22 protein-coding genes and 1 riboswitch are annotated in these 21,397 nt (G+C 63.8%); of the genes, 5 read left to right on the top strand and 17 right to left on the bottom strand.

Features of this window, described 5'->3' with window-relative positions; all coding sequences use genetic code 11:
* Positions 1-6: 6 nt before the first annotated feature.
* Positions 7-1,386 carry a DUF1329 domain-containing protein gene (locus EBN1_RS14615; protein WP_011238741.1) on the bottom strand — a complete coding sequence of 460 codons (1,380 nt, stop codon included), beginning with the start codon at positions 1,384-1,386 and terminating at the stop codon, positions 7-9.
* Between the two features lie 340 nt (positions 1,387-1,726).
* Here EBN1_RS14615 and EBN1_RS14610 point away from each other — a divergent pair, with 340 nt between their 5' ends.
* Positions 1,727-2,758, top strand: coding sequence for a helix-turn-helix domain-containing protein (locus tag EBN1_RS14610; RefSeq protein WP_011238740.1), 1,032 nt, complete (start codon positions 1,727-1,729; stop codon positions 2,756-2,758).
* A 5-nt stretch (positions 2,759-2,763) separates the two neighbouring features.
* On the opposite strand, the gene EBN1_RS14605 is transcribed toward EBN1_RS14610, so the two are convergent.
* Complete coding sequence (locus EBN1_RS14605) at positions 2,764-3,276, bottom strand: alpha-amylase family glycosyl hydrolase (protein WP_157866620.1); 513 nt, start codon at positions 3,274-3,276, stop codon at positions 2,764-2,766.
* Positions 3,277-3,454: 178 nt separating this feature from the next.
* Positions 3,455-3,594: riboswitch (cobalamin riboswitch) on the top strand.
* A gap of 588 nt (positions 3,595-4,182) precedes the next feature.
* Between EBN1_RS14605 and EBN1_RS14600 the strand changes: the two genes are divergently transcribed.
* Entirely contained in the window at positions 4,183-4,467 is a 285-nt protein-coding gene (locus EBN1_RS14600) for an energy transducer TonB (RefSeq protein ID WP_049780288.1), read from the top strand.
* A 33-nt stretch (positions 4,468-4,500) separates the two neighbouring features.
* Here EBN1_RS14600 and EBN1_RS14595 read toward each other — a convergent pair whose 3' ends face one another.
* From EBN1_RS14595 to hemN, 4 genes are all read right to left on the bottom strand, one after another.
* Positions 4,501-4,710 carry a heavy-metal-associated domain-containing protein gene (locus EBN1_RS14595; RefSeq protein WP_011238737.1) on the bottom strand — a complete coding sequence of 70 codons (210 nt, stop codon included), beginning with the start codon at positions 4,708-4,710 and terminating at the stop codon, positions 4,501-4,503.
* Positions 4,711-4,735: 25 nt separating this feature from the next.
* The gene (locus tag EBN1_RS14590) at positions 4,736-7,147 is read right to left on the bottom strand and encodes a heavy metal translocating P-type ATPase (protein ID WP_011238736.1); all 2,412 of its coding nucleotides are present in this window, start codon (positions 7,145-7,147) and stop codon (positions 4,736-4,738) included.
* A gap of 137 nt (positions 7,148-7,284) precedes the next feature.
* Entirely contained in the window at positions 7,285-7,995 is a 711-nt protein-coding gene (locus EBN1_RS14585; protein WP_011238735.1) for a sulfite exporter TauE/SafE family protein, read from the bottom strand.
* A gap of 99 nt (positions 7,996-8,094) precedes the next feature.
* Positions 8,095-9,486: an oxygen-independent coproporphyrinogen III oxidase gene (gene hemN / locus EBN1_RS14580; protein WP_041646434.1), complete on the bottom strand. Its 1,392-nt coding sequence runs from the start codon at positions 9,484-9,486 to the stop codon at positions 8,095-8,097.
* A gap of 125 nt (positions 9,487-9,611) precedes the next feature.
* Here hemN and fnr point away from each other — a divergent pair, with 125 nt between their 5' ends.
* Positions 9,612-10,352 carry a fumarate/nitrate reduction transcriptional regulator Fnr gene (fnr, locus tag EBN1_RS14575; protein WP_041646432.1) on the top strand — a complete coding sequence of 247 codons (741 nt, stop codon included), beginning with the start codon at positions 9,612-9,614 and terminating at the stop codon, positions 10,350-10,352.
* Positions 10,353-10,358: 6 nt separating this feature from the next.
* On the opposite strand, the gene EBN1_RS14570 is transcribed toward fnr, so the two are convergent.
* The 3 genes from EBN1_RS14570 to EBN1_RS14560 are packed head-to-tail and all read right to left on the bottom strand — an operon-like array spanning position 10,359 to position 12,535.
* Positions 10,359-10,910, bottom strand: a complete 552-nt coding sequence (locus tag EBN1_RS14570) for a hemerythrin domain-containing protein (protein ID WP_011238732.1) — start codon at positions 10,908-10,910, stop codon at positions 10,359-10,361.
* Entirely contained in the window at positions 10,910-11,305 is a 396-nt protein-coding gene (locus EBN1_RS14565) for a SirB2 family protein (protein ID WP_011238731.1), read from the bottom strand. The genes EBN1_RS14570 and EBN1_RS14565 overlap by 1 nt, the downstream gene beginning before the upstream one ends.
* A 6-nt stretch (positions 11,306-11,311) precedes the next feature.
* Entirely contained in the window at positions 11,312-12,535 is a 1,224-nt protein-coding gene (locus EBN1_RS14560) for an NnrS family protein (RefSeq protein WP_011238730.1), read from the bottom strand.
* A gap of 108 nt (positions 12,536-12,643) precedes the next feature.
* Here EBN1_RS14560 and EBN1_RS14555 point away from each other — a divergent pair, with 108 nt between their 5' ends.
* Positions 12,644-13,333, top strand: coding sequence for a Crp/Fnr family transcriptional regulator (locus EBN1_RS14555; protein WP_011238729.1), 690 nt, complete (start codon positions 12,644-12,646; stop codon positions 13,331-13,333).
* A gap of 136 nt (positions 13,334-13,469) precedes the next feature.
* On the opposite strand, the gene EBN1_RS14550 is transcribed toward EBN1_RS14555, so the two are convergent.
* On the bottom strand, positions 13,470-15,221 hold the full coding sequence (locus tag EBN1_RS14550; RefSeq protein ID WP_011238728.1) for a PHA/PHB synthase family protein: 1,752 nt from the start codon (positions 15,219-15,221) through the stop codon (positions 13,470-13,472).
* 69 nt (positions 15,222-15,290) lie between these two features.
* Positions 15,291-16,700: an MBL fold metallo-hydrolase RNA specificity domain-containing protein gene (locus tag EBN1_RS14545; protein ID WP_011238727.1), complete on the bottom strand. Its 1,410-nt coding sequence runs from the start codon at positions 16,698-16,700 to the stop codon at positions 15,291-15,293.
* A gap of 146 nt (positions 16,701-16,846) precedes the next feature.
* Here EBN1_RS14545 and EBN1_RS14540 point away from each other — a divergent pair, with 146 nt between their 5' ends.
* Positions 16,847-17,290: a universal stress protein gene (locus EBN1_RS14540; RefSeq protein WP_011238726.1), complete on the top strand. Its 444-nt coding sequence runs from the start codon at positions 16,847-16,849 to the stop codon at positions 17,288-17,290.
* A gap of 52 nt (positions 17,291-17,342) precedes the next feature.
* Here the strand turns inward: EBN1_RS14540 and EBN1_RS14535 are convergent, their stop codons facing one another.
* From EBN1_RS14535 to ccoO, 6 genes are all read right to left on the bottom strand, one after another.
* A complete protein-coding gene (locus tag EBN1_RS14535) occupies positions 17,343-17,582 on the bottom strand; it encodes a hypothetical protein (RefSeq protein ID WP_011238725.1) in 240 nt (79 codons plus the stop codon).
* 23 nt (positions 17,583-17,605) lie between these two features.
* Positions 17,606-18,118 (bottom strand): FixH family protein, encoded by a 513-nt coding sequence (locus EBN1_RS14530; protein WP_011238724.1) that lies wholly within the window; start codon positions 18,116-18,118, stop codon positions 17,606-17,608.
* A gap of 15 nt (positions 18,119-18,133) precedes the next feature.
* On the bottom strand, positions 18,134-19,567 hold the full coding sequence (gene ccoG / locus EBN1_RS14525) for a cytochrome c oxidase accessory protein CcoG (protein ID WP_011238723.1): 1,434 nt from the start codon (positions 19,565-19,567) through the stop codon (positions 18,134-18,136).
* An 83-nt stretch (positions 19,568-19,650) separates the two neighbouring features.
* Positions 19,651-20,553 (bottom strand): cytochrome-c oxidase, cbb3-type subunit III, encoded by a 903-nt coding sequence (ccoP, locus tag EBN1_RS14520; RefSeq protein WP_011238722.1) that lies wholly within the window; start codon positions 20,551-20,553, stop codon positions 19,651-19,653.
* A gap of 3 nt (positions 20,554-20,556) precedes the next feature.
* On the bottom strand, positions 20,557-20,736 hold the full coding sequence (locus EBN1_RS14515) for a CcoQ/FixQ family Cbb3-type cytochrome c oxidase assembly chaperone (protein ID WP_011238721.1): 180 nt from the start codon (positions 20,734-20,736) through the stop codon (positions 20,557-20,559).
* A 17-nt stretch (positions 20,737-20,753) separates the two neighbouring features.
* Positions 20,754-21,392 carry a cytochrome-c oxidase, cbb3-type subunit II gene (ccoO, locus tag EBN1_RS14510; protein ID WP_011238720.1) on the bottom strand — a complete coding sequence of 213 codons (639 nt, stop codon included), beginning with the start codon at positions 21,390-21,392 and terminating at the stop codon, positions 20,754-20,756.
* Between the last annotated feature and the right edge of the window lie 5 nt (positions 21,393-21,397).

Genomic DNA, 21,397 nt, shown 5'->3' with positions numbered 1-21,397 from the left:
CGGCGGTCAGCGTTCGCCGCGGCGACGCATTTCGCTCTGCGTGAAGTTCGCAGCTGTAATCCGGCCGTCCTTCGCGGCGGTCAGGTCGAGCACTTCGCCTTCCGCAGTCCAGTTGTCGACGACGTAGCGGCGCGCGACGAGGTCGTACATCTGCGTCTCGTAGGTGATGCACGCACCGACTTCCGGCGCCGCCCACAGGCTGCCTTCCTGCACGCGCCACAGGTTGCCCTTGGCGTCATACATGTCGACCTGCAGCAGCGCCCACGAATCCTCGTCGAAGTGGAACACGCGCTTGGCGAAGGAATGGCGCTTGTCCGGCTTCACCGTCGCCTCGACGACCCACACGCGATGCGGTTCATAGCGAATGAGGTCGCGGTCGACGTATTCCGGCCCGAGCATGTCCTTGAACTTCTGCGACTTGTCGATCAGCTTGTACGAGTTGTACGGGACGAACATCTCCTTCTTGCCGACCAGCTTGTAGTCATAGCGGTCGAGCGCGCCGGTGAACATGTTGATCTGGTCGACGAAGTACAGGTTGTCGAAGCCAGCGACCTGGTTGTCGTACGCGAAGGTCGGCGAACGGCGCACGCGGCGCTGTCCCGGGAAGTAGATCCACGCGTCCTGCGGCTTGTCCACGTACGTATGGACGAGGTAGCCTTCGCCGGCGCGCGACGGCGGGGTCAGCACGTCGTACAGCAGCTTCGCCTCGACGCTGCCGACGTCCGCCGGGCCGGTTACCGCAGGGTCGTTGAACGGATACATCTCGTACGCCCACTGCTTGTTCTCGACGTAGGAGCCGTCCTTCTCCGGCATCAGCGCCGCGATCTGCGCGCGCCGGCCCAGGCCGGTGTAGCGCAGCTTGAAGTTCCACATCGCTTCGGCACCGGTTTTCGGAATCGGGAACGGAATGCCGGCGCCGAACACTTTTTCGAGCTGCCAGCCGTCGCCGCCGAGCTTCGCGGCCGTCGCATTCTTCTTCGTCTGCTCCGCGACGAAGTCGGGCACCGGACAACTGCGGCGGCTCGGATACACGTCCATCCGGTAGCCCTGGTACGCCTTGATCAGCGCAATCTGCCCGGCCGACAGCTTGTCGGCGTATTTGTCGACGTTCGACGCATCGATCGAATAGAGCGGCTTGTCGTCCTTGAACGGGTCGAGATGGCCCGGCTTCCAGCCTGCGGGCGCTTTCGTCATGCCGCCGGTCCAGGCGGGAATCGAGCCCTCCTGGTTGGCCGCGGCTTCGGCGCCGATCGGCGTCAGGTTCTTGCCGAGTGCGGCAGCTTCCGCGTCGCTAGCGGCCGCCTGCACAACCGAGCTGCCGACGAGGGCCGCCACGGCGAGACAGATAAGGCCCAGGCGGGGCGGTTTGATGGTCGTTCTGGTCACGTTCGTCTCCTCGCTTTTTGTGTGTGTTGCCGGTACTTCTGCTGCCTTCACGTTCTCGATGACGTGTTGTGCTGCTAGCTTCGTGGATTGTATGAACGAGCCTTCAGCGGGTGTTATCCGAAATCGGCAAATGCAATTCCCTCGCTCACCCCCCTCTCCCGCCGAAACGGGCAGTCACCTGTACGGTCGGCGACGAACCGCCGTCCCAGTCCGGGCGACGCGCATGAATCGCGATACACGAAGCAACCGAAAACGCTTGTTCGCCGTGTGGGTTTGGGATTAGTCTGAAAGATATAAAGAAAACATCATCAGAACACTTTCCGGTCAGGAGACAGACCGAATGGAAGCTCTTGCAATGACGGCGGAAAGCGGCGACTCGGCGCTTGCCGGCGACGACGCCTTTTCCGTCGTCCAGCTCGACACGCGCGACGCCGATGACCACGCATCGTGCCTTCAGCATTGGCGCCAGCGCTACGACCAGTTGTCGGCCGGGTTATTCTCCGGCAAGTTCGAGGAGTTCTGGTTCGGCAACGTCCAGGTCTTTCGCGAGCGCACGAATCAGGTCATCCACGAAATCGGCAGCGCGTGGGAAGGCTCGCGCACAGTGGGCGTGCCGGTCGCGCTGGACGGCACAGGCTGGTACTGCGGCGAGGCCTGCGGAGTGGATTCGCTGATCACGCTGCGCGGCGGCGACGATCTCGACTACCGCACGCCGCGCGTGCACGACGTCGTCGCGGTCACGACCGACACCCAGGCGTTCAGCGACTACGCGACACAGGTCGAACACCGCGACATCGAAGCCGAAATCGGCAATCGCCGCGTCATCGCCGCGACGCCCGAACAGGCTACGACGCTCCGATCCTTCCTGCTGACGGTGATCTCCAGCCTCGAAGCGACGCCGGAACTGCTTCGGCACCCGCAGATGCGCAAAGGCCTCGAGCAGGCGATTTACGCCAGCCTCCTCACCGCCATCAACGGTTCGCTGGACGCCGCGCGCGCGTCCACGCCCGGGCGCGGCCGGCAACTCATCGTGGACCGCGCGCGAGAATACATGAGCGCCCACATCGACGAGCCGATCACGGTCGCGGACCTGTGCACCGAGCTCGAGGTATCGCGGCGCACGCTGCAATACAGCTTCCAGGACATTCTCAACCTCAACCCGGTCAGCTTCTTGCGCGCCCTGCGCCTGAACGGTGTGCGTCGCGCGCTCAAGAGCGCCGAGCACGGCCATGCCGCAGTCGCGGACATCGCGGCGCAATGGGGTTTCTGGCACCTGTCGCACTTCGCGGCCGACTACCGCACGATGTTCGGCGAACTTCCGTCGGAGACGCTGCGCAACACCGGGTCCGGCGCGAACCGGGCGGCCTGCTAGGAACTTCACGCGCTTCGAACCGAGATTGTGAAGCATGTCGAATCGCCGAGCTCGAAGCGCTGCGCGAGCATTTGCGGCGGGTCGGTGTCGATCCACGTGCATTCGCCGAGCGCGAACTCGGGGCACTCCTTGCGCCGGCGCAGCGCGCGTTGAAGCCAGTTCAGCAGCGAGTCGGGGTCGCGCCGCTGCGCCTGGACGTTGACCGTGCGATAACCGAACTGGCCGTCGGCAATCGGCGGCAGCGCGAGGCGATCGGGCGCCGCGAACGAGAAGCCGCAGTTCGACTCGTCGTTCCATTGCATCGGTGTGCGCACGCTCTCGCGTGCCGGCAGCGACAGGTCGTCGCCCATGCCGATCTCGTCGCCGTAGCGCAGCACCGGCGTGCCGGGCAGCGTCAGCAGCAGGCTGTGCGCGAGCTCGATCCGGCTGCGGTCGTTGCCAAGCATCGGCGCGAGGCGCCGCCGGATGCCGCGTCCGTAGAGCTGCATGTCCTCGTCGGGACCGAAAGCGCGGAACACTTCCTCGCGCTCGGCATCGGTCAGCCGGCCCAGGTCGAGCTCGTCGTGACTCCGCAGAAAGTTGTTCCACTGACACCACTTCGGCAGCGCCGGCAGCTTGACATACGCCTCGCGAATCGGCGTCGCATCACCGCGCTTCGTCGTATACCAGGGCGGAAAACGCCCGCCGGAAGCGATATAATCGGCACCGCTCGAAGGTGCCGCGACGATCGCTGTCGCGGAGAATCGGGAAGCAGGTGAAATTCCTGCGCTGCCCCCGCAACGGTAGATGCGCGCCTTGCGCAAAGCCCGGAGACCGGCCTTCCTGATGGTGACTGCGTTGCGGGCCGGCCGCGCAGCACGTGCCTCGTGCCCGTGCCAGCCCCGCATTCGACAACCTTTGCGCGGGATTCAATGGGCTCACCCGATTCTCGATCCGCCTGGTCCGGCGACAATGTCGCCCGGCAGCGGTTTTCGTCGGTCCACTGGGGAATGCTGGCTTTCGTCGCTGGCGCCCATGCGGCCGGACTGCTCGCGCTGTCGGGGCTCGGCGGCTCCGCGCCGGCACAGGTTCCGCCCTCCGCGCCGGCAACCCTCAGCGTACGGCTGATTGCCCCGTCGGCGCCGGTGATCTCCCCTTCCGTGGCACCTGTGTCTCCGGAAGCGTCTCCCCCTGCCAAGGTCGCACCACGCAGCACCGCCGCAAAACCGGCAACGCGAACTGCGCCCCGCACGCCCGCACCCCAGGCAACGCTGCCCCGCCCGTCCCCGGCGCCCGTCCCCCCTGCCGAGGCATCTCCACGTCCCGACGATCCGCCGCCCGTTACCGACGGCGCGCCCTCCTTGGCACCTTCCGGCAGTGCAGCGGCTCCCGCCCCGCCCTCTCCGGCAACCACGCCACCGGCTCCGCAAGCGACAGCCGTTGCAATGACTCCCGCAAGTTTCGATGCCGCCTATCTGCATAACCCGGCGCCGACCTATCCGCGATCGTCGCGACGACGCGGCGACGAAGGAAAAGTCATCCTCAGGGTGCATGTACTCGGCGACGGCAGCGCCGACGCGGTCGAAGTGGCGGAAAGCAGCGGCCATTCGCGCCTCGACGATGCGGCGCGCGAAGCCGTGCGCAACTGGCGTTTCGTACCCGCGCAGCGCGGAGAGGCGCCGGTCGACAGCTGGCTGCGCGTTCCGATCGTGTTCCGTCTCGACGATTGAATGCGCCAGCAGTGCGTGGCGCCAGCAATCCGATTACGCTGGCGCGTCGAAACCGGCCTCTTCGACCGCCTCGCGCAGCTGCTGCTCGGAAACCGTCGCCGGGTCGTACTGCACGCGCGCCTGCGCCGAATCCAGCGACACGTTGGCGTCCGTGACGCCGGGGAGCGACTTCAGCGCCGCCGTGACGCTGTTCACGCACCCGCCACAGCTCATCCCTTCGACCCTGATTACCGTTTCAACCATCACGAGTTCTCCTCTCCACAGAAAATCACCGACCTGGCCGCCACCGTTTGAGCAACAGTGAATTGGTGACGACCGACACCGAACTCATCGCCATCGCCGCACCGGCGATCACCGGATTGAGCAATCCGAACGCAGCGAGCGGGATGCCGAGTATGTTGTAGATGAACGCGAAAAAGAGATTCTGCCGGATCTTGGACAAGGTCGCGCGCGACAAGTCGATCGCGTCGGCGACACCGTGCAGGCTGTTCCTCACCAGCGTGATGTCGGCCGCTTCGACCGCAACGTCCGCCCCGACCCCGATCGCGAACGACACATCCGCTGCGGCGAGCGCCGGCGCGTCGTTGATGCCGTCGCCGGCCATCCCGACCCGTTCACCGCCCTGAGCGAAAGTCTGCACCGCGGCCGCCTTGTCTGCCGGCATCACGCCTGCCTGCCACTCGTCGACACCGGTTTCGCGAGCGATTGCGGCCGCCGTGGCAGCGTGATCGCCGGTCAGCATCACGACCCGCAGGCCGCGGGCCTTCAAGCGCGCCACGGCGCTCGCCGAATCCTGCCGCACGCGATCGGCGACCGCGATCACGCCTGCGCACCGGCCGTCGACTGCGACCGCGACCATCGTCTTGCCGGCCGCTGCGAGGCTCTCCCAGGAGACGCCCGCCATGTCGATGCCGCGCTCGGCGAGGAAAGCGGGAGTACCGAGCACGACGTCCCGTCCATCGACCCGGCCTGACAGTCCCTTGCCCGGCTCGGCGAGGCTGTCCCCGGCCGACGCAATCATCGCGCCCATCGCCCGCGCCTCCGCAACGACCGCTGTAGCGATCGGGTGTGCGCTCGCCTGCTCCAGCGCTGCCGCAATGCCGAGCAGGCCGGCGCGGTCCCATCCGTCAGCCGGCACGACATCGCTGACCGCCGGCGTGCCTTCGGTCAGCGTGCCCGTCTTGTCCACCACCAGCACGCGGATTTTCTCGGCCAGTTCGAGCGCTTCGGCGTTCTTTACCAGCATGCCCGCACGCGCGCCCTGCCCTGTTCCGACCATGATCGCCGTCGGCGTCGCGAGCCCCAGCGCGCACGGGCATGCGATCACGAGCACGGCAACTGCGCTGATCAGCGCCTGCGCGAAGTCCCCGCCGAGCCACCACCACGAGACGAACGTGACGACGGCGATGCCGACCACCACCGGCACGAACACTGCCGCGATGCGGTCGGCGAGGCGCTGCACCGGCGCTTTCGAGCCTTGCGCCTGCTCGACCATGCGGATGATGCCGGCGAGCAGCGTGTGGGCGCCGACGCCGGTCGCTCGACAGCGCAACACGCCTTCCCCGTTGAGCGTCGCGGCGAACACCTTGTCACCGGCCCGCTTGTCGATCGGCATGCTCTCGCCGGTCAGCATCGCCTCGTTGAGCGCCGACGCTCCGGACACGACTTCGCCATCGACAGGCACGGCATCTCCCGGCCGCACCACGAACAGGTCCGCCGGCTTCAGGCTGTCGACGGGAACCGCGACCAGTTCGCCGCCGCGCTCGACATGCGCGACCCTGGGCTGCAGGCGCAGCAGTGCATCGAGCGCAGCGGTGGTGCGGGCTTTCGCGCGCGCCTCCAGCAGCTTGCCGAGCAGAATCAGCGTGATGATCATCGCGGACGCTTCGTAATACACATGCAGGTCATGGCGGCCGAACAGCGTGACGATGGCGCTGTAGCTCCAGGCCATGCTCGTGCCGAGCACGACCAGCACGTCCATGTTCGCCCCGCCGCCTCGCACCGAGGACCAGGCGCCGCGGTAAAAGCGCGCGCCGATCCAGAACTGCACCGGCGTCGCGAGCATCAACTGCAGCCAGCGCGGCAGGAACTCATGGTGTGCGTCAGCCGCCCACCCCCCACCGAACATCGCGGGCATCTGGGCGGCGAGCGGCAGCGTCAGCAGCACAGCGATCCAGAAGTGCCGCAGCTCGGCTTTCCACACCGCCGCCTGCCGCAGACGCACCTGTTCCCTGTCCGCAAGTCCGGTTTCCGCCGCAGCAAAACCGGCGCGCTGGACGGCATCCTTCAGCGCCTCGGTCGTTACCAGACCGGGCTGGTAACGCACAGTGGCGCGCTCGGTCGCGAAATTCACCGCCGCCTCGACGCCCGGCAGCCGGTTGAGGACTTTTTCGAGCCGGGCGGCGCATGCGGCGCAAGTCATGCCTGAAATCGCCAGCTCGAGCGTCGCCGCCGGAACATCGAAACCCGCCTTGCGGATCGCCGCGACGACCTCCGCCGGGCCTGCCTCGGCGGCAGAGAAGTTGACGCGCGCTTTCTCGGCTGCGAGATTCACGTTCGCACTGACGCCGGGCAGGCGGTTCAGCACTTTCTCGATCCGTGCAGCGCAAGCGGCGCAGGTCATGCCCGACACCGGCAGTTCGATCGCAGCGTGGCGCGGATCCATCACGGGATTGTTCATTGGTCGACTCCACATGTCGAAGATCAGCGGCCCCGTGGATGTCTAGCGGCTCACACCCTATCGCACGCATCCCGGGCAGCAACTCCGATCGACGAACCGGTATCGCAATAAAGAAACAGCCCGCCCGACGACTGCATTCAGACTTCGCAGACCACCCCGCTCCATAGCTTGCCCCCGAGCGTCGGCGCGTTGAACAGCCCGAATACTCCGAACCCGAGCACCAGCAAACCGGCGGCGAAGCGAACCTTGCCGTTGCGCGTGACATCCCTGAAGCGTTTGAAGAGCATTCCAGCCAGCATCAGGTTCGGCAGCGTCCCGAGCCCGAAGGCGAGCATCAGGCCGGCACCGCGCTCCGCCGAGCCGGTGACGAGCGCAGTGGTCAGCACGCTGTAAACGAGGCCGCATGGCAGGAACCCCCACAGCAGGCCAAGCGGCAGCGCCTGAGCCGCCGAACGTGCCGGCAGGAAGCGCCGCGTCAGGGGTTGAACCACCCGCCACAGCCGCAGCCCCACCCGCTCCACCGGAGTCAATAGACGCGTGAAGCCTGTCAGGTACAAGCCGAGCGCGATGAGCATCAGGTTCGCCAGTACGTAGAGGCCAAGCTGGACCGGCAGCACGTCGTTGAACAGCAGCCCGACCGTGCCGAGCGCGCCGAGCACCGCGCCCAGCAAGGTGTAGGTGGCGATGCGCCCGAGATTGTAGGCGAGGTGGATCGGCCACTGCCGACGCGTATCGCCCGGCATGCGCACCGAGGTCATCGCCCCGACGATTCCCCCGCACATGCTTACGCAATGGGTTCCGCCGAGCAGGCCGATGAGGAAAACTGCGATATAACCGGTTTCAGGCATCAGGTAGCGTCGAATACAAGCGAAAGCGACGCGGAACCCGCGTCACAGAAAACGCTTCTATTCTAACACTCCCCCGGCCGGGCTCCGGCCGGGGTGCGGTCAGATCACCTTGGAGTAGCGGGGGCGCTCCCGATCGGCCCGCAGATACCGGTCGAACACCATCGCGATGCCGCGCACCAGGAGACGCCCCGCCGGCATGACGCTGATCCACTTGTCGGTAACCTCGACAAGTCCTGCCTCTTCCATCGCACGAAGGTCCTGCAATTCCTCGGCGAAATATTCGTTGAACTGGATCAGGTGCGCGATTTCGATCGAATCGATCGAAAGTTCGAAATGACACATCAGAGCCTGGATGATCGAACGGCGCAGCAGGTCGTCGGCTGTCAGCTCGATACCGCGCAGCACCGGCAGTTCGTCGCGATCGAGCGCGTCGTAATATTCATCGAGCGACTTGAAATTTTGCGAATATACCGGTCCGATCTTGCCGATCGCGGACACGCCGAACGCAAGCAGGTCGCATTCGGCCTGCGTCGAATAGCCCTGGAAGTTCCGGTGCAGCCGGCCCTGGCGCTGCGCGACGGTCAACTCGTCGTCCGGCTTCGCGAAGTGATCCATGCCGATATACACGTAGCCCGCTTCGGTCAGCCGGCGGATCGCCAGCTGCAGGATCTGCAGCTTCGTGTCCGAAGTGGGCATATCGACGACGGTGATGCGCCGTTGCGGCTTGAACAGTCCCGGCAGATGCGCATAGCTGTAAAGCGAAACGCGATCCGGGGACAGCGCAAGGACCTGTTCGAGCGTACGGTTGAAGCTGATGATGTTCTGTTTCGGCAACCCGTAGATCAGATCCAGGCTGATCGACTTGAAACCGGTTGCCCGGGCCGAGTCGATGACCAGCTTGGTTTCGTCGAAGCTCTGCACGCGATTGACCGCGACCTGAACGTCTTCGTTGAAGTCCTGGACCCCGACGCTCATGCGGTTGAAACCCAGGTCGGCAAGCAGCTTGACGGTTTCGAAGTCGACCTTGCGCGGGTCCACTTCAATCGAATATTCGCCGTTCGGCACCAGAGTGAAGCGTGAGCGGACCGAATCCATGAGCTGGCGCAGCTCGTCGTGCGAAAGGAAAGTCGGCGTTCCTCCGCCGAGGTGCAACTGGGTGACCTGATGGCTGCCGCCCAGCGCCTCGGCCTGCATGCCGATTTCTTTATCCAGGTATTTCAGGTACTTGGCGGAACGGGCATGATCTTTCGTGATGATCTTGTTACACGCGCAGTAGTAGCAAATCGTGTTACAAAATGGGATGTGGAAGTATAATGAAAGAGGCTTGCTTACCCCGCCCACTGCACGCTGGGCAAGCCAGTCCCGGAGGGCGCGGTGATCGAAGGCTTCGACGAAGCGATCGGCGGTCGGATACGACGTATAGCGCGGCCCGTTGATATCGAAGCGGCGTATCAGCTGCGGGTCGAATACAAGATCGTTCTGGCTGGTCATGGTTGTATCGCTCGGGTGCGTTTCGTACGATCGCAAAAAGCAGCGCCGTGGGGGTTGACGTGGATCAACGGACTTCCCTGGCAATCGTAAATCGGACTTGAACAGAGGGCATTATTATCGTGCAAATGAAGGCCACGGTGCCAATTACGGTAGCCAGTCTGAAAGTCGCGTGTTCCCAGTGCAACCTGGTCGAGCTGTGTCTGCCGTTCGGCATGTCCGAAAACGAGATCGACCGCCTCGACGAACTCGTCGGAGCGCGTCGCAAGATCAAGCGCCAGCACCACCTCTATCGCGCGGGCGACCCTTTCGAGGCGATCTACGCGATCCGCGCGGGTTCGTTCAAGACGAACGTGCTGCTTGAAGACGGACGCGAGCAGGTCACCGGTTTCCAGATGACCGGGGAGATGCTCGGGCTCGACGGCATCAGCACGGAACTGCATTCGTGCAATGCAATCGCGCTCGAGGACAGCGAAGTTTGCGTGATCGCTTACGGCAAGCTCGAAGAGCTGTCGCGCGTCGTCGAAGGTCTGCAGCATCAGTTCCACAAGGTGATGAGCCGCGAGATCGTCCGTGACCATGGCGTCATGACGCTGCTCGGTTCGATGCGCGCTGAAGAGCGCCTGGCGGCGTTCCTGCTGAACATGTCGCAGCGCTTCACCGCGCGCGGCTTCTCAGCGGCGGAATTCCACCTGCGGATGACGCGCGAGGAAATCGGCTCGTATCTGGGGCTGAAGCTGGAGACCGTGTCACGGGCGTTCTCGAAGTTCCAGGAAGAGGGACTGATCGCCGTCCAGCAAAAGCACATCCGCATTCTCAATATCTGCGGCCTGAAAAAGCTGATCCACCACCCGTCGCCGCGGGGCTGACCCGCATCAGGAACTGCGCGGCGGCGCGTCCTGCCGCCGTCGCGCGGTCATCGTCGCAGTCAGGGCGGCAACGTCCTGCTCCGTCAACAACTCGCGCGCATAGGGGAGCAGTTCGCCCTCTTCGCGCTCCATGTGGCGTCGGTAACGAGCCGTGAACTGCTCGACCTCCGCAGCCGACAGTTGCGCCGGCTCGCCGCGGGAAATCGGATCGAGCTTCGCCCGGATTGCCGCCCACGCCGCGAACATTTCCTGGTGGTCCGCCAGTATCCAGTCGATCAGCTCGTGGAGCGCTTCCCGGCGCCCGCCATCGACACGCGCGCGCAGAACCGGGAACAGGTCGTCTTCCTCGTCGAGATGATGATTGACGGCAGCCAGGTCGAAGTAACGCATCACGTTGGCTGCTGCCTGTTGTGCCTGTCGGTCGGCGCCATGCTCGGGCAGCCACGCCGCGAGGCGCGACAGTGTCGTGAGCTGCGCCTGCAGACGCCCGTGGCAGGCTTCGAGCATTTCGAGCGGCGTTTCCAGGCCGGGAGCAACGGGTATCAGGGAATCAGCCATCAGAAAGCTCCGGTAAGAACAAGAAAGCCGGCCGCATTCTTCGTCAACGCGACCGACACGATCCATGAAAAGACGAGCAATGCGCAGATCAGCGCGAAGATGCGTATGCCCATCGTCGCGCCACCGCGCAGCGCTATGTAGCCGAGCACCACGTAGACGACCAGCCCGATCACCTTCGCCGTGACCCACGGAGCGACGAACGGGTACTGCGCGCTCAGCACGGCGAGCGTGATCGCGCTGGCGAGAAACACGGTATCGACCACGTGCGGCACAACGCGGGTCGCGCGGTGATCGAGCAGCGGGCTGCGCCGCATCATCCAGATCCCCTGCAGCAGGAATCCCGACCCGCTCAGCATCGCACATAGGATGTGCAGGTGTTTGATCGCAGCGTACACCGCACTTCACCCCGGCCGGCCGTCACTGCGCGGGCGCAGATAAACGGGCAGATAGCGGGTTCCCCACAAGCCGAACACGCCGATCCAGCCGAGCGCCGCCGCGAGCATCACGCCGCTCGACCAGGAAGGCGGCACCAGTTCGCCGGCCACGCGCACCACCACGACGAGTTCGAGCCCGAGGAACAGCGACCACGTCAGCTTGTCCGCCACGAGCTTGCCGCCCGAATGTCCCAAAGTCACTCTCGACACCATTCCCAGCAGCACCGAGCCGAAGAATCCGACACCCAGCGCGTGCAGCGGCGCGAGGCCGAGCCATGCATGGCCGAACAGCGCAGCGACGCCCTGCAGCGTCGACAGCAGGAAAGCGATCCCGAGCCACGCGAAACCGATGTGCAGCATCCCCAAGAGGGGCACGCGCAACGCCGGGATGAGGCGCCATTGCACCGACAGCCACAGCGCAGTCGCCGCCGCCGGCGCATCGACGATCCACGTCATCGCACCGAATCCCGCCATCGCCAGCGCGCCGTGGATGACACTCGCCCCCAGCACGATGCCGAGCGCCCAGCGCGGACGGACAACGACGTAATCCTTGACGATGTTGCTGGAAAAAAACGGAATCATGCGGTGACAGACCGTAAAGAACACCGGCAGCAGGCACCACCACACTCCGAGGCCGATGGCCACACGCCCCCAGACGCCGTCACCGGTGATCGCGAAAACGAACCAGGCGAGCACTCCGAAGGCACCTGCCGCGAGCGCCGTGGTCACCAGTCGGGCGTGCAGCGAATCGGGATTGTCGTTGAATGCCACACCCCACAGCACCCGCAAAACACCGCCCCACCCGGCCAGCACCAGCAGCAGGCCGACCGCGAGCAGGCCGGGAATCCACAATCCGATGATTGCGACCGCCCACCCGGCGACGAGCAGACGCCACGGTGGCAGCCAGACTGTCACGGGCACGTCCTGCGCGCCCTGCCAGCGGGGCATCGCGGTGAGGAGAAAACCGAACATGAACAACGGGAACACACCGGCGAGGACCAGTAACGCGTGCATCCAGCCCGGCGGAAGCGTCCACGCCAGCGGCGCCACCGCACCAACGCGGCTCACGAGCTCGAATGCCCACAACACGAAGGCCACGAGCAACATCACACCACCGGAAAAGAACATCGCCCGGTGCGGCGCTGCGAAAAGAATCGGCGGCGCGGACGCGGCCTTGGTTTGAGTCTGCATGGTGCTGCGTTCCTTCAGTGAATTCCTATCCGGGCCGTTACTGCCGGGAATTCCGGGGCCAAGGGTCCGACACGGTAGAATGCCCAGTTGTTTCCGCTGGAGGCCAAGATGCCCAACCCCACTGCCGACATCCCCACCCTGCTGCGTCAGATTTCGTTCTTCAGCGAACTTTCCGCCGACGACATCGACCGGGTTGCCCGCTACACCCGGGAACGCACGCTGGAAAAAGGTGAAGTCCTGTTCCAGCGCGGCGACCCGGTCCATGGTTTCTTTTTCGTCGTTTCCGGGCAGATGAAACTCGCGGTTTCGTCGGCCCAGGGCAACGAGAAGGTGGTCGAGATCATCAGCCCGATGAACAGCTTTGGTGAAGCGGTGATGTTCCTGAACCGCCCGTATCCCGTTTTCGCCGAAGGACTCGTGGCCACCCGCCTCCTGCACATCGGGCAAGCCGTCGTCTCGGATCTGATCGACCAGGACTCCAGCTTTGCACGCAAATTGCTGGCGGGCATGGCCATCCGGTTGCACAGCATGATCCAGGACGTCGAAATCTATTCGTTACGCTCGAGCACCCAGCGCGTGATCGGCTATCTGCTGCAGCAAGTCGAGCAGGACGGCGCCACCGGCGCTCGCGACATCCAGCTGCCGACCAGCAAGCAGGTCATTGCCTCGCGTCTGAACCTGACTCCCGAAACACTCTCGCGAATTTTTCACGACCTCGTAAATGCAGGACTGATCACCGTCCACGGCAAGCACATCGCCTTGCACGATCCCGTCGGCCTCGCCCATTACCAGGGCTGATCGCAAAAGCTGGCGGGCTTGCACGCCCGAAGTATTCTCCCCAGCGCCCGAAGTGCTCACCTTGACTCGGGTCAATTGCATAAAGAAGCCCGTGAACAGGCGGCGGCAACCGGAAAAACCGCGGGACGGATCCAGCTCAATGCTCGAGAACATAGCTCCCGGGCGCATCCTCGAGGCGGGGATATGCTTCCGATGCCGCCGCCCGCGCCTCGACCAGCTCTCCGCATCGCGGCGTGAGCCAGTTCATCCAGTCGGTCCACCAGCTGCCAACCTCTTCCACAGCTTTCGCGTGCCACGCTTCCGCAGCGTCAGACCGGTGCGCGTCGGCGACACGGTACTTGCGCTTCGGCGGAGTCACGGGAGGATTGACGATACCGAGGATGTGCCCCGAGCTCGACAACACATAGCGCTTCGGTCCGGTGACGAAGTTGTTCACGCGATAAGCCTCGTGCCACGGCGCGATGTGGTCGTCCTCTGTGGCGACGGCGTACAGCGGCTGCGTGATGCAGGCGAGATCGATCGGCTCGCCCGCCACCGTCAGCGCATTCGGCTCGATCAGCCGGTTGTGCAGGTAGAGTTCGCGCAAATACCATGAATGCATCGCACACGGCATCCGCGTCGTGTCCATGTTCCAGTACAGCACGTCGAACGGCGGCGGCGCCTCGCCATACAGCCAGCCGTGGACGACGTAGTGCCAGATGAGACTGTTGGAGCGCAACAGGCGGAACGCGGAAGCCATCTCCTTGCCGTCGAGGAACCCCTTGCGCGCCATGCTGGCGGTCAGATAGCGGATGCTTCCCTCGTCGATGAAGACTTCGATGTCGCCGGGTTTGCGAAAATCCACCAGCGTCGCCAGCAACGTCCAGTCCGCCACCGGAACGTCTTCCGGCGGGAAACGCCGATTGGCCCACGCCATGTACATCGACAGTGCTGTCCCGCCGATGCAGTAGCCCACGGCGTGCACCCGCGCGGCACCGGTAAAGCGCCGGGCGGTCTCGACAACCGCGTGAACCCCGTCCTGCAGGTAACCGTCGAACCCCACATCGTGCATCCCGGCGTCCGGGTTCTTCCAGCTCGTGATGAACACATCCAGCCCCTGGTCGAGGAGGAAGCGGATCATGCTTTTCCTCGGGGCCAGGTCGAGGATGTAGAACTTGTTGATCCAGGGCGTGACGATCACGACCGGCTCGGCATGCACTTTGGCCCGAGTCGGGGCGTAATGAATGATTTCCAGCAGATCGTTGCGAAAGACGACCGCGCCGGGCGTCGTCGCCAAGTTCCTGCCGACGTCGAAATCGTGCGGATCGGTCATGCGCACGTTCCCCGCCCGCAGGTCGCCGAGAAAAATGCCGTATCCGCGCAAGAGGCTCGCGCCGCAGGTCTGCGTAGCCTTGCGCATCGCGACGGGGTTCGTCGCATAGAAGTTCGTCGGCGCCACCGCATTGATCCACTGTCGCCACCAGAAAGCAGCCCTGCGGCGCTCCTTGCCGGACATTCCGGGCGAATCGTAGAGCATGTCCTGCATGTGGTGGGTAACTGCCAAATACCACTCCTTGACCAGGTCCCAGGACGCTACATCGGTCCATACCGGGTCGGCAAAGCGTTCGTCGTCGGCATTCGGGCTGACCGGATCGGGATTCGCCAGCCCCATAAGGCGGCGCCACGAGTGCTCCTGCAGACGCCAAAGCTCGGATGACAGGCCGGCAACCCTTTCCGCAAATTCCTGCGGATGCGCAAACCAGGCGAGTTGCGCATGCACGATCGGCGCTGCGACGCCGAGGGGATCGACAGTGCCTTCGACGTGGCCGTGAATCTCGTGCAGCGTCCGCCGCACTGCCTGCGGCGGCGTGAGGGGACCGGAGGGCTTTGCGTTTCTGACTGAATCCATGCTCATCATCTCGTCGTTCTATGGAGCGAATCGCCCGATGCTGCAATCGCGCAGCCGAAAAAATCGTGCTCAATCGAGCGCGTAGGTCTGTCCCGCCGAGGGAATCGTAATCCCGGCCCAGTGCAACCGCGAGGCGAGCGCATCGGCAAACGCCGACGCGGCTTCCTGTTCGCCGTGAACAACGAACGTTCGACGCGGCGCCTCTTCGATGTGCCCGAGCCACTCGAGCAGCCCCGGCTGGTCTGCATGGGCCGAGAGTCCTCCGATGGTATGAATCTGCGCACGCACTGCGATGGACTCACCGAACAGCGTGATCGTGCGTACCCCGTCGACCAGCCGGCGACCCAGCGTCCCTGCCGCCTGAAAGCCGCAGATCACGATGCTGCATTCGCTGCGGCCGACGTTGTACTTGAGGTGATGACGGATACGCCCGGCTTCGCACATGCCGCTTGCCGAGATGATGACCAGCCCTGAGGCCTGTGCGTTCAATGCGATCGAGTCTTCGACGTCCTGGACGAAGCGCACGCTGATCCTTTCCGGATGGGCGCGAATCCAGACGAGCAGGGATCGGGTTTCCTCGTCCCACAGCTCATCGTACTGCAGGGTCAGCTTCGTCACGGCCGAGGCCATCGGAGAATCGACGACGACTTCGAGCCGCGGGATCTTCCCCGCCCTGACAAGATCGGCAAGAACAAAGATCACCTCCTGCGTGCGCCCTACGGCAAAGGCCGGAATGATCACGTTGCCGCGCCTTTGCTCCAGCGTGTCGCGCAGGACGTGGACGAGTTCCGACTCGGTAGCCTCGATCGGACGATGGGAACGATTGCCATACGTCGACTCGATGCACAGATAATCCGCCCGCAGGATTTTCACCGGATCCCGCAGCACGGGTCGCATCGGTCGCCCCAGGTCGCCGCTGAAAACCAGCCTGCGTGAAGTCCCGGCCGTTTCGACATCGATTTCGATGATCGCCGAACCCAGGATGTGGCCTGCATCGCGGAACCGGCAGCGCACGGCGGAGTGCGGAACGATCTCTTCGTCGTAGGCAACCTTGTGCAGGCTCGCGAGGCTCTCGAGCGCCTGGTTGACGGTATATAGCGGCGCGGTCGACCAGCCGTGCCGCACGTTCTTTCGACGGTTGTTGCGGACCGCCCACTCCGCCTCCTTCTCCTGTATGTGCGCCGAATCGAGCAGCATCACGCCGAGAAGGTCGACAGTGGCGGCAGTGGCATAGATTTTTCCCCGGTAACCGAGCGAAACCAGCCGCGGCACAAGCCCCGAATGATCGAGATGGGCGTGGGTCAAGATGACGAAATCGACTTCACGGAGGTCGAAATCGAGTGCCTGCAGGTTCTTTCGCGTCGCATCGCGGCCACCCTGGAACATGCCGCAATCCACGAGGAACATGCCACCCGCGTGGTGCACTCTTGCGCACGATCCGGTAACCTCGCCGGCGGCGCCGAAAAATGTCAGGTCCATAACACCTCCCGCAATGCGGATAGCTTGTTCTCATATCCCTTCATGCTGGTTGACCTGTGTCAATCGTCCGCCGCTGCCCGCAGCGCGTCATCGCGTCCGACGTGGCTATAATCAACCGTCCATTCAAAAACCGAGGGAGCAGCGCGATGTTCAAGCACATTCTCGTCCCCACCGACGGCTCGCCGCTGTCGGAAGGCACTGTCGCACGGGCAGTTTTGTTCGCCAAGGATGCCGGCGCGCGGATCACATTCTTTTATGCGCAGCCCGATTTTCCGATGCCGATCTACGGCGAGGGCGCGCTGATCGATCCGACCACGCCAGATCAGTTCGCGAAATCGGCCGAAGAGGAAGCGAGGAAGATCCTCGGCAAGGCCAAAGCAGTGGCAGATAGCGAAGGTGTCGCTGCCGACACCGATACGATCGTGAACGAGGTGCCGTACGAAGCAGTCATCGACGCGGCGAAGCGGCACGGCTGCGACCTGATCTTCATGGCTTCACACGGGCGCCGCGGGATTGCCGGCCTGTTGCTGGGCAGCGAGACGCAGAAAGTGCTTACCCACAGCAATATTCCCGTACTCGTGTACCGCTGAGATCGACAGCCGGCAGGCGAAGCCCGCCGGCCGCGGGTCTCGCTGCAGTCAGCTAGGGCTGTTGCCGGTTCAGTTCTTCCGGACTGCGCAGCAGAAACAGCGTTGCCAGGCTGGAGACGGCACAGACGATCCAGAAACCGAAAAACCCGATCGAATAAGTGGCCGTCAGCGAATATTCAACAGGTTCGCCGAGAAAATACAGGGTCTTGGGATCGACAACCGTAAAGAAAACCGCCTCGGCAATGCCTGCGACGAGAAACGAAAGCCACAGGACCTGGATCCATTTCAGCAATTCACACCCCCTTCGCCAGTCAGTTACGAATCCGCGGGCACTATCCGGATCTCCGCGCCCGTCGGCACGAGGATGGTTTCACTGAGACGCCACGTCTGCGCCTCGTCCTCGAGCTGAATCAGCCAGCGACCTGTCGATAGCGGGACGACAGCACCGGCGAACGTCCCATCGCGCCCCTTCAGCAGGAGCTTCTGATCCTGCCCCGCCCGTGTGGGATGGGCGATCGTCAGCACCACCGTCGGAGGCAAGGGGATTCCCTGAGCGGCGCCCAGCCGAACGCTGACCTCCTCGGCACGAAGCCGGAAATCGGCGACGAGGCCCATTTCGCGGGCGCGGATCGAGCGCCCGATGGTTTTTTCGATTGTCTTGCCCTGCTGGTAGTAATCGTCCACCACCAGCCCGTCCCAGCTGCTGATCGCCAGCCACAAGGTCACCGCACCCGCAACGACGGCGGTCGCCGGGATTGCGATCAGGAACCATGGCCAGCCCTGCTGGTACCACGGCTGAATGTTTTTCGACAAGGTCACTGTACGCATTCGATCTATCCCGTTTCAGCGAGGCAAATGGAAAGTCGTGTCTTCCTGCACCGACACGGACGGATCACCGTTCAGGTCGACGTCGAAGACAATTTCGTGCGAACCCGGCGCACCCGATTCGGGCGGCACTCTGACATGCACGGTCACGGATTCGGTCGACGCCGGAGCGATCCTCACCTGCCGGATACCGTCGATGCGAATCCCTTCCAGACCCGACACTGCGATGTCGAACACGCGGGGCGTCTCGAGCATGTTCATGATCTGCAGCTGGTAGACGTTTTCGATCAAGCCGTCTTCGACCTCCCGCGCCAGCGTCGCCCGATCGCGGATCACGTCCACCCGCAGGTCCGAACGGGCCGCCAGGCCCCACAGCAGCGCGATGCAGGCGGATGTCAGGATCGCGCTGTAGATCAGCGTTCTCGGCCGCAGCACGTGCGCGATGATTTCCTTTCGCTTCCAGTGCTGCTTGATCGCATTGTCGGTGGAATAACGGATCAGTCCACGCGGATAGCCCATCCGGTCCATCACTTGGTCGCAGCCGTCGATACACGCCGCGCAACCGATGCACTCGTACTGCAAGCCCTGCCGGATGTCGATTCCGGTCGGGCACACCTGGACGCAGATCCCGCAGTCCACGCAGTCTCCCAACCCGGACGAGCGCGGTGCGACGCCCTTTCTGCGCGAGCCCCGCGGCTCGCCGCGCTCCTGGTCATAAGTTATGACGAGGGTGTCGGCATCGAACATCACGCTCTGAAAGCGCGCATAGGGGCACATGTACTTGCAGACCTGCTCGCGCATCACTCCGGCAAAAAGGTAGGTGAAGCCGCCGTAGAACAGGATCCAGAACATTTCCCACGGTCCGAAACTCAGCGTCTTCGCCGCCTGGAGCAACTCGTCGAGCGGCGTGAAATACGCCACCAGCGTGAAGCCGGTCCACAGCGACAGAAGAATCCATGCGCCGTACTTCGCCGAGCGGATCGCGAGCTTTCGCGCTCCCAACGGCGCACTGTCCAGCTTCTTGCGCTTGAGATGATCCCCTTCGATCTTCTCCTCGATCCACATGAATATTTCGGTGTACACGGTCTGCGGACACGCGTACCCGCACCACAGCCGCCCCGCGATCGCGGTGAAGAAGAACAGCGCAAAAGCGGAGATGATCAGCAGGATCGCGAGGTAGAACACGTCCTGCGGCCAGAACACCCAGCCGAAGATGTAGAACTTGCGCTCGGTCAGGTGGAACAGCACTGCCTGCCGGTCGTTCCACGTGAGCCAGGGCAGGCCGTAATAGAGGATCTGCGTAAACCACACGAGGATCCAGCGCCAGGTCGCAAAGCGACCGCTCACCGAACGCACGTGGAGCTTCTTCCGCGCAGCATAGAGTTCGTCGGACTCGGCAGCCGACTTGTCACGGGGGGAAGGAAACTTCCGGAGAGGTATCGGGGCGGTCATATATCGCTATATCCGTAAATTCTAATTTCCCGGGCTTGAATTCCCCGGGTCGCCCCCGGGGAATCGCTGCTGCCCGAAACGGTTTACTGCGCCGGCTTGTTCGAGAGGCCGTACACGTACGCCGTCAGCAGATGCACTTTCGCCTCGCCGAGGAATTCGCCGAATCCCGGCATCCGGTTCATCCGGCCCTTCGTGACCGTTTCCATGATCGTCGCCTCCGAAGAGCCGTAAAGCCATGCGTCATCGGAAAGATCAGGAGCGCCCATCGCCGGCGTCCCTTTCGCCTCTGCGCCGTGACACGCCGCGCAGTTCTGCTGGAACAGTTCGGCACCGCGCTGCGCGCGCAACGAGTCGTGTGCGAGGCCGGACAGCGAGCGCACGTAGTTCGCGACATTCTTCACGCCGTCCGCGCCGAGCGTCGGACCGAGAGGGGGCATCACGCCGATTCGCCCGTTGGTGACAGTGGCCTTGATCGTCTCGGGATCACCGCCCCAATGCCAGGCCTTGTCAGTCAGGTTCGGAAAGCCTTTCGCCCCGCGCGCGTCCGAGCCGTGACACTGGGCGCAGTAGGTCACGAACAGCCGCTGTCCCATCCCGCGGGACTCCGGGTCCGCCGCCACTGCCGCCACATCCATGCCCTGGTACTTGGCGAAGATCGGCGCGTACCGCTCTTCCGCCTTCCGGGTTTCCGTTTCGTACTGCCCGACCGACGCCCATCCGAGCACGCCTTTCGTGTTGCCGAATCCCGGATACAGGATCAGGTAGACCACTGCGAAAACCAGCGTCAGCCAGAACAGGTACAACCACCAGCGCGGCAGCGGGTTGTTGTATTCGGCGAGGTTTTCGTCCCAGACGTGGCCGTGCAACTCGACCGGACCGGTCTCACGCTTGTTGTTCGACATCAGCACGAACAGGCAGAACAGCAGGCTCAGGGCCACCAGGCCCATCACATACATGTTCCAGAAGCCGCTAACAAAGTCAGCCATTTTTCATCCTTCCTTGGCTTGCCGGGCAGCATGTGGCACCGGCGCATCATCGTCGGTGAAGGGAAGCAGCGCCGCTTCATCGAATCCGGCCCGGGCACGCTTGCTGTAAGCCCAGAAACAGATACCCAGGAAGCAGGCCATGCCGAGTACGGTGATGAGGGATCGCAAATCGTTGATATCCACGGCGCTTCTCCTGCTCGTCACTTGAAGTTCGAAAGCGCGGTACCCAGCCCCTGCAGGTACGCGATCAGCGCTTCCATCTCGGTCTTGCCTTCGAGCGCTGCCCGGGCCCCCGCGATTTCCTCATCGGAATACGGATGGCCGAGGGTGCGCAGCACCTGCATCTTCTGCTCGATGTCGTCCGCCTCGACCGGGCGTTCGAGCCACGAGAACGCAGGCATGTTCGATTCCGGCACGACATCGCGCGGATTGTTTAGATGCACCCGGTGCCACTCGTCCGAGTAGCGACCGCCGACGCGCTGCAGGTCGGGGCCGGTCCGCTTCGAGCCCCACTGGAACGGCCGGTCATAGATGAATTCGCCGGCGACCGAGTAGTGGCCGTAGCGTTCGGTCTCGGCGCGGAACGGGCGAATCATCTGCGAGTGGCAGTTGTAGCAGCCTTCGCGGACGTAGATGTCGCGCCCGACGAGCCGGACCGGATCGTACGGCTTGACGTTCAGCGGGTTGCCCTGGCGATCGATCGGCATCGTCGTCGACTTCTGGAAGAACAGCGGGACGATCTCGACGAGACCACCGACGCTCACCGTCAGCAGCGTGAGCACGATCAGCCAGCCAACGCTGCGCTCGATGAAATCGTGATTCGATTTGGATTTGGCCATGTCAC

Source organism: Aromatoleum aromaticum EbN1 (genome assembly GCF_000025965.1).
In the GTDB taxonomy this organism is placed as follows: Bacteria; Pseudomonadota; Gammaproteobacteria; order Burkholderiales; family Rhodocyclaceae; genus Aromatoleum; species Aromatoleum aromaticum.
The sequence above is the reverse complement of the archived record's forward strand: the minus strand, read 5'-3'. Positions and strand labels throughout refer to the sequence as shown.

Coding starts and splice junctions, on each gene's coding strand:
- EBN1_RS14610 (WP_011238740.1), top strand. CDS start 1,727: ATGGAAGCTCTTGCAATGACGGCGGAAAGCGGCGACTCGGCGCTTGCC.
- EBN1_RS14600 (WP_049780288.1), top strand. CDS start 4,183: ATGACTCCCGCAAGTTTCGATGCCGCCTATCTGCATAACCCGGCGCCG.
- EBN1_RS14595 (WP_011238737.1), bottom strand. CDS start 4,710: ATGGTTGAAACGGTAATCAGGGTCGAAGGGATGAGCTGTGGCGGGTGC.
- EBN1_RS14590 (WP_011238736.1), bottom strand. CDS start 7,147: ATGAACAATCCCGTGATGGATCCGCGCCACGCTGCGATCGAACTGCCG.
- EBN1_RS14585 (WP_011238735.1), bottom strand. CDS start 7,995: ATGCCTGAAACCGGTTATATCGCAGTTTTCCTCATCGGCCTGCTCGGC.
- hemN (WP_041646434.1), bottom strand. CDS start 9,486: ATGACCAGCCAGAACGATCTTGTATTCGACCCGCAGCTGATACGCCGC.
- fnr (WP_041646432.1), top strand. CDS start 9,612: ATGAAGGCCACGGTGCCAATTACGGTAGCCAGTCTGAAAGTCGCGTGT.
- EBN1_RS14570 (WP_011238732.1), bottom strand. CDS start 10,910: ATGGCTGATTCCCTGATACCCGTTGCTCCCGGCCTGGAAACGCCGCTC.
- EBN1_RS14560 (WP_011238730.1), bottom strand. CDS start 12,535: ATGCAGACTCAAACCAAGGCCGCGTCCGCGCCGCCGATTCTTTTCGCA.
- EBN1_RS14555 (WP_011238729.1), top strand. CDS start 12,644: ATGCCCAACCCCACTGCCGACATCCCCACCCTGCTGCGTCAGATTTCG.
- EBN1_RS14550 (WP_011238728.1), bottom strand. CDS start 15,221: ATGGATTCAGTCAGAAACGCAAAGCCCTCCGGTCCCCTCACGCCGCCG.
- EBN1_RS14545 (WP_011238727.1), bottom strand. CDS start 16,700: ATGGACCTGACATTTTTCGGCGCCGCCGGCGAGGTTACCGGATCGTGC.
- EBN1_RS14540 (WP_011238726.1), top strand. CDS start 16,847: ATGTTCAAGCACATTCTCGTCCCCACCGACGGCTCGCCGCTGTCGGAA.
- EBN1_RS14530 (WP_011238724.1), bottom strand. CDS start 18,118: ATGCGTACAGTGACCTTGTCGAAAAACATTCAGCCGTGGTACCAGCAG.
- ccoG (WP_011238723.1), bottom strand. CDS start 19,567: ATGACCGCCCCGATACCTCTCCGGAAGTTTCCTTCCCCCCGTGACAAG.
- ccoP (WP_011238722.1), bottom strand. CDS start 20,553: ATGGCTGACTTTGTTAGCGGCTTCTGGAACATGTATGTGATGGGCCTG.
- ccoO (WP_011238720.1), bottom strand. CDS start 21,392: ATGGCCAAATCCAAATCGAATCACGATTTCATCGAGCGCAGCGTTGGC.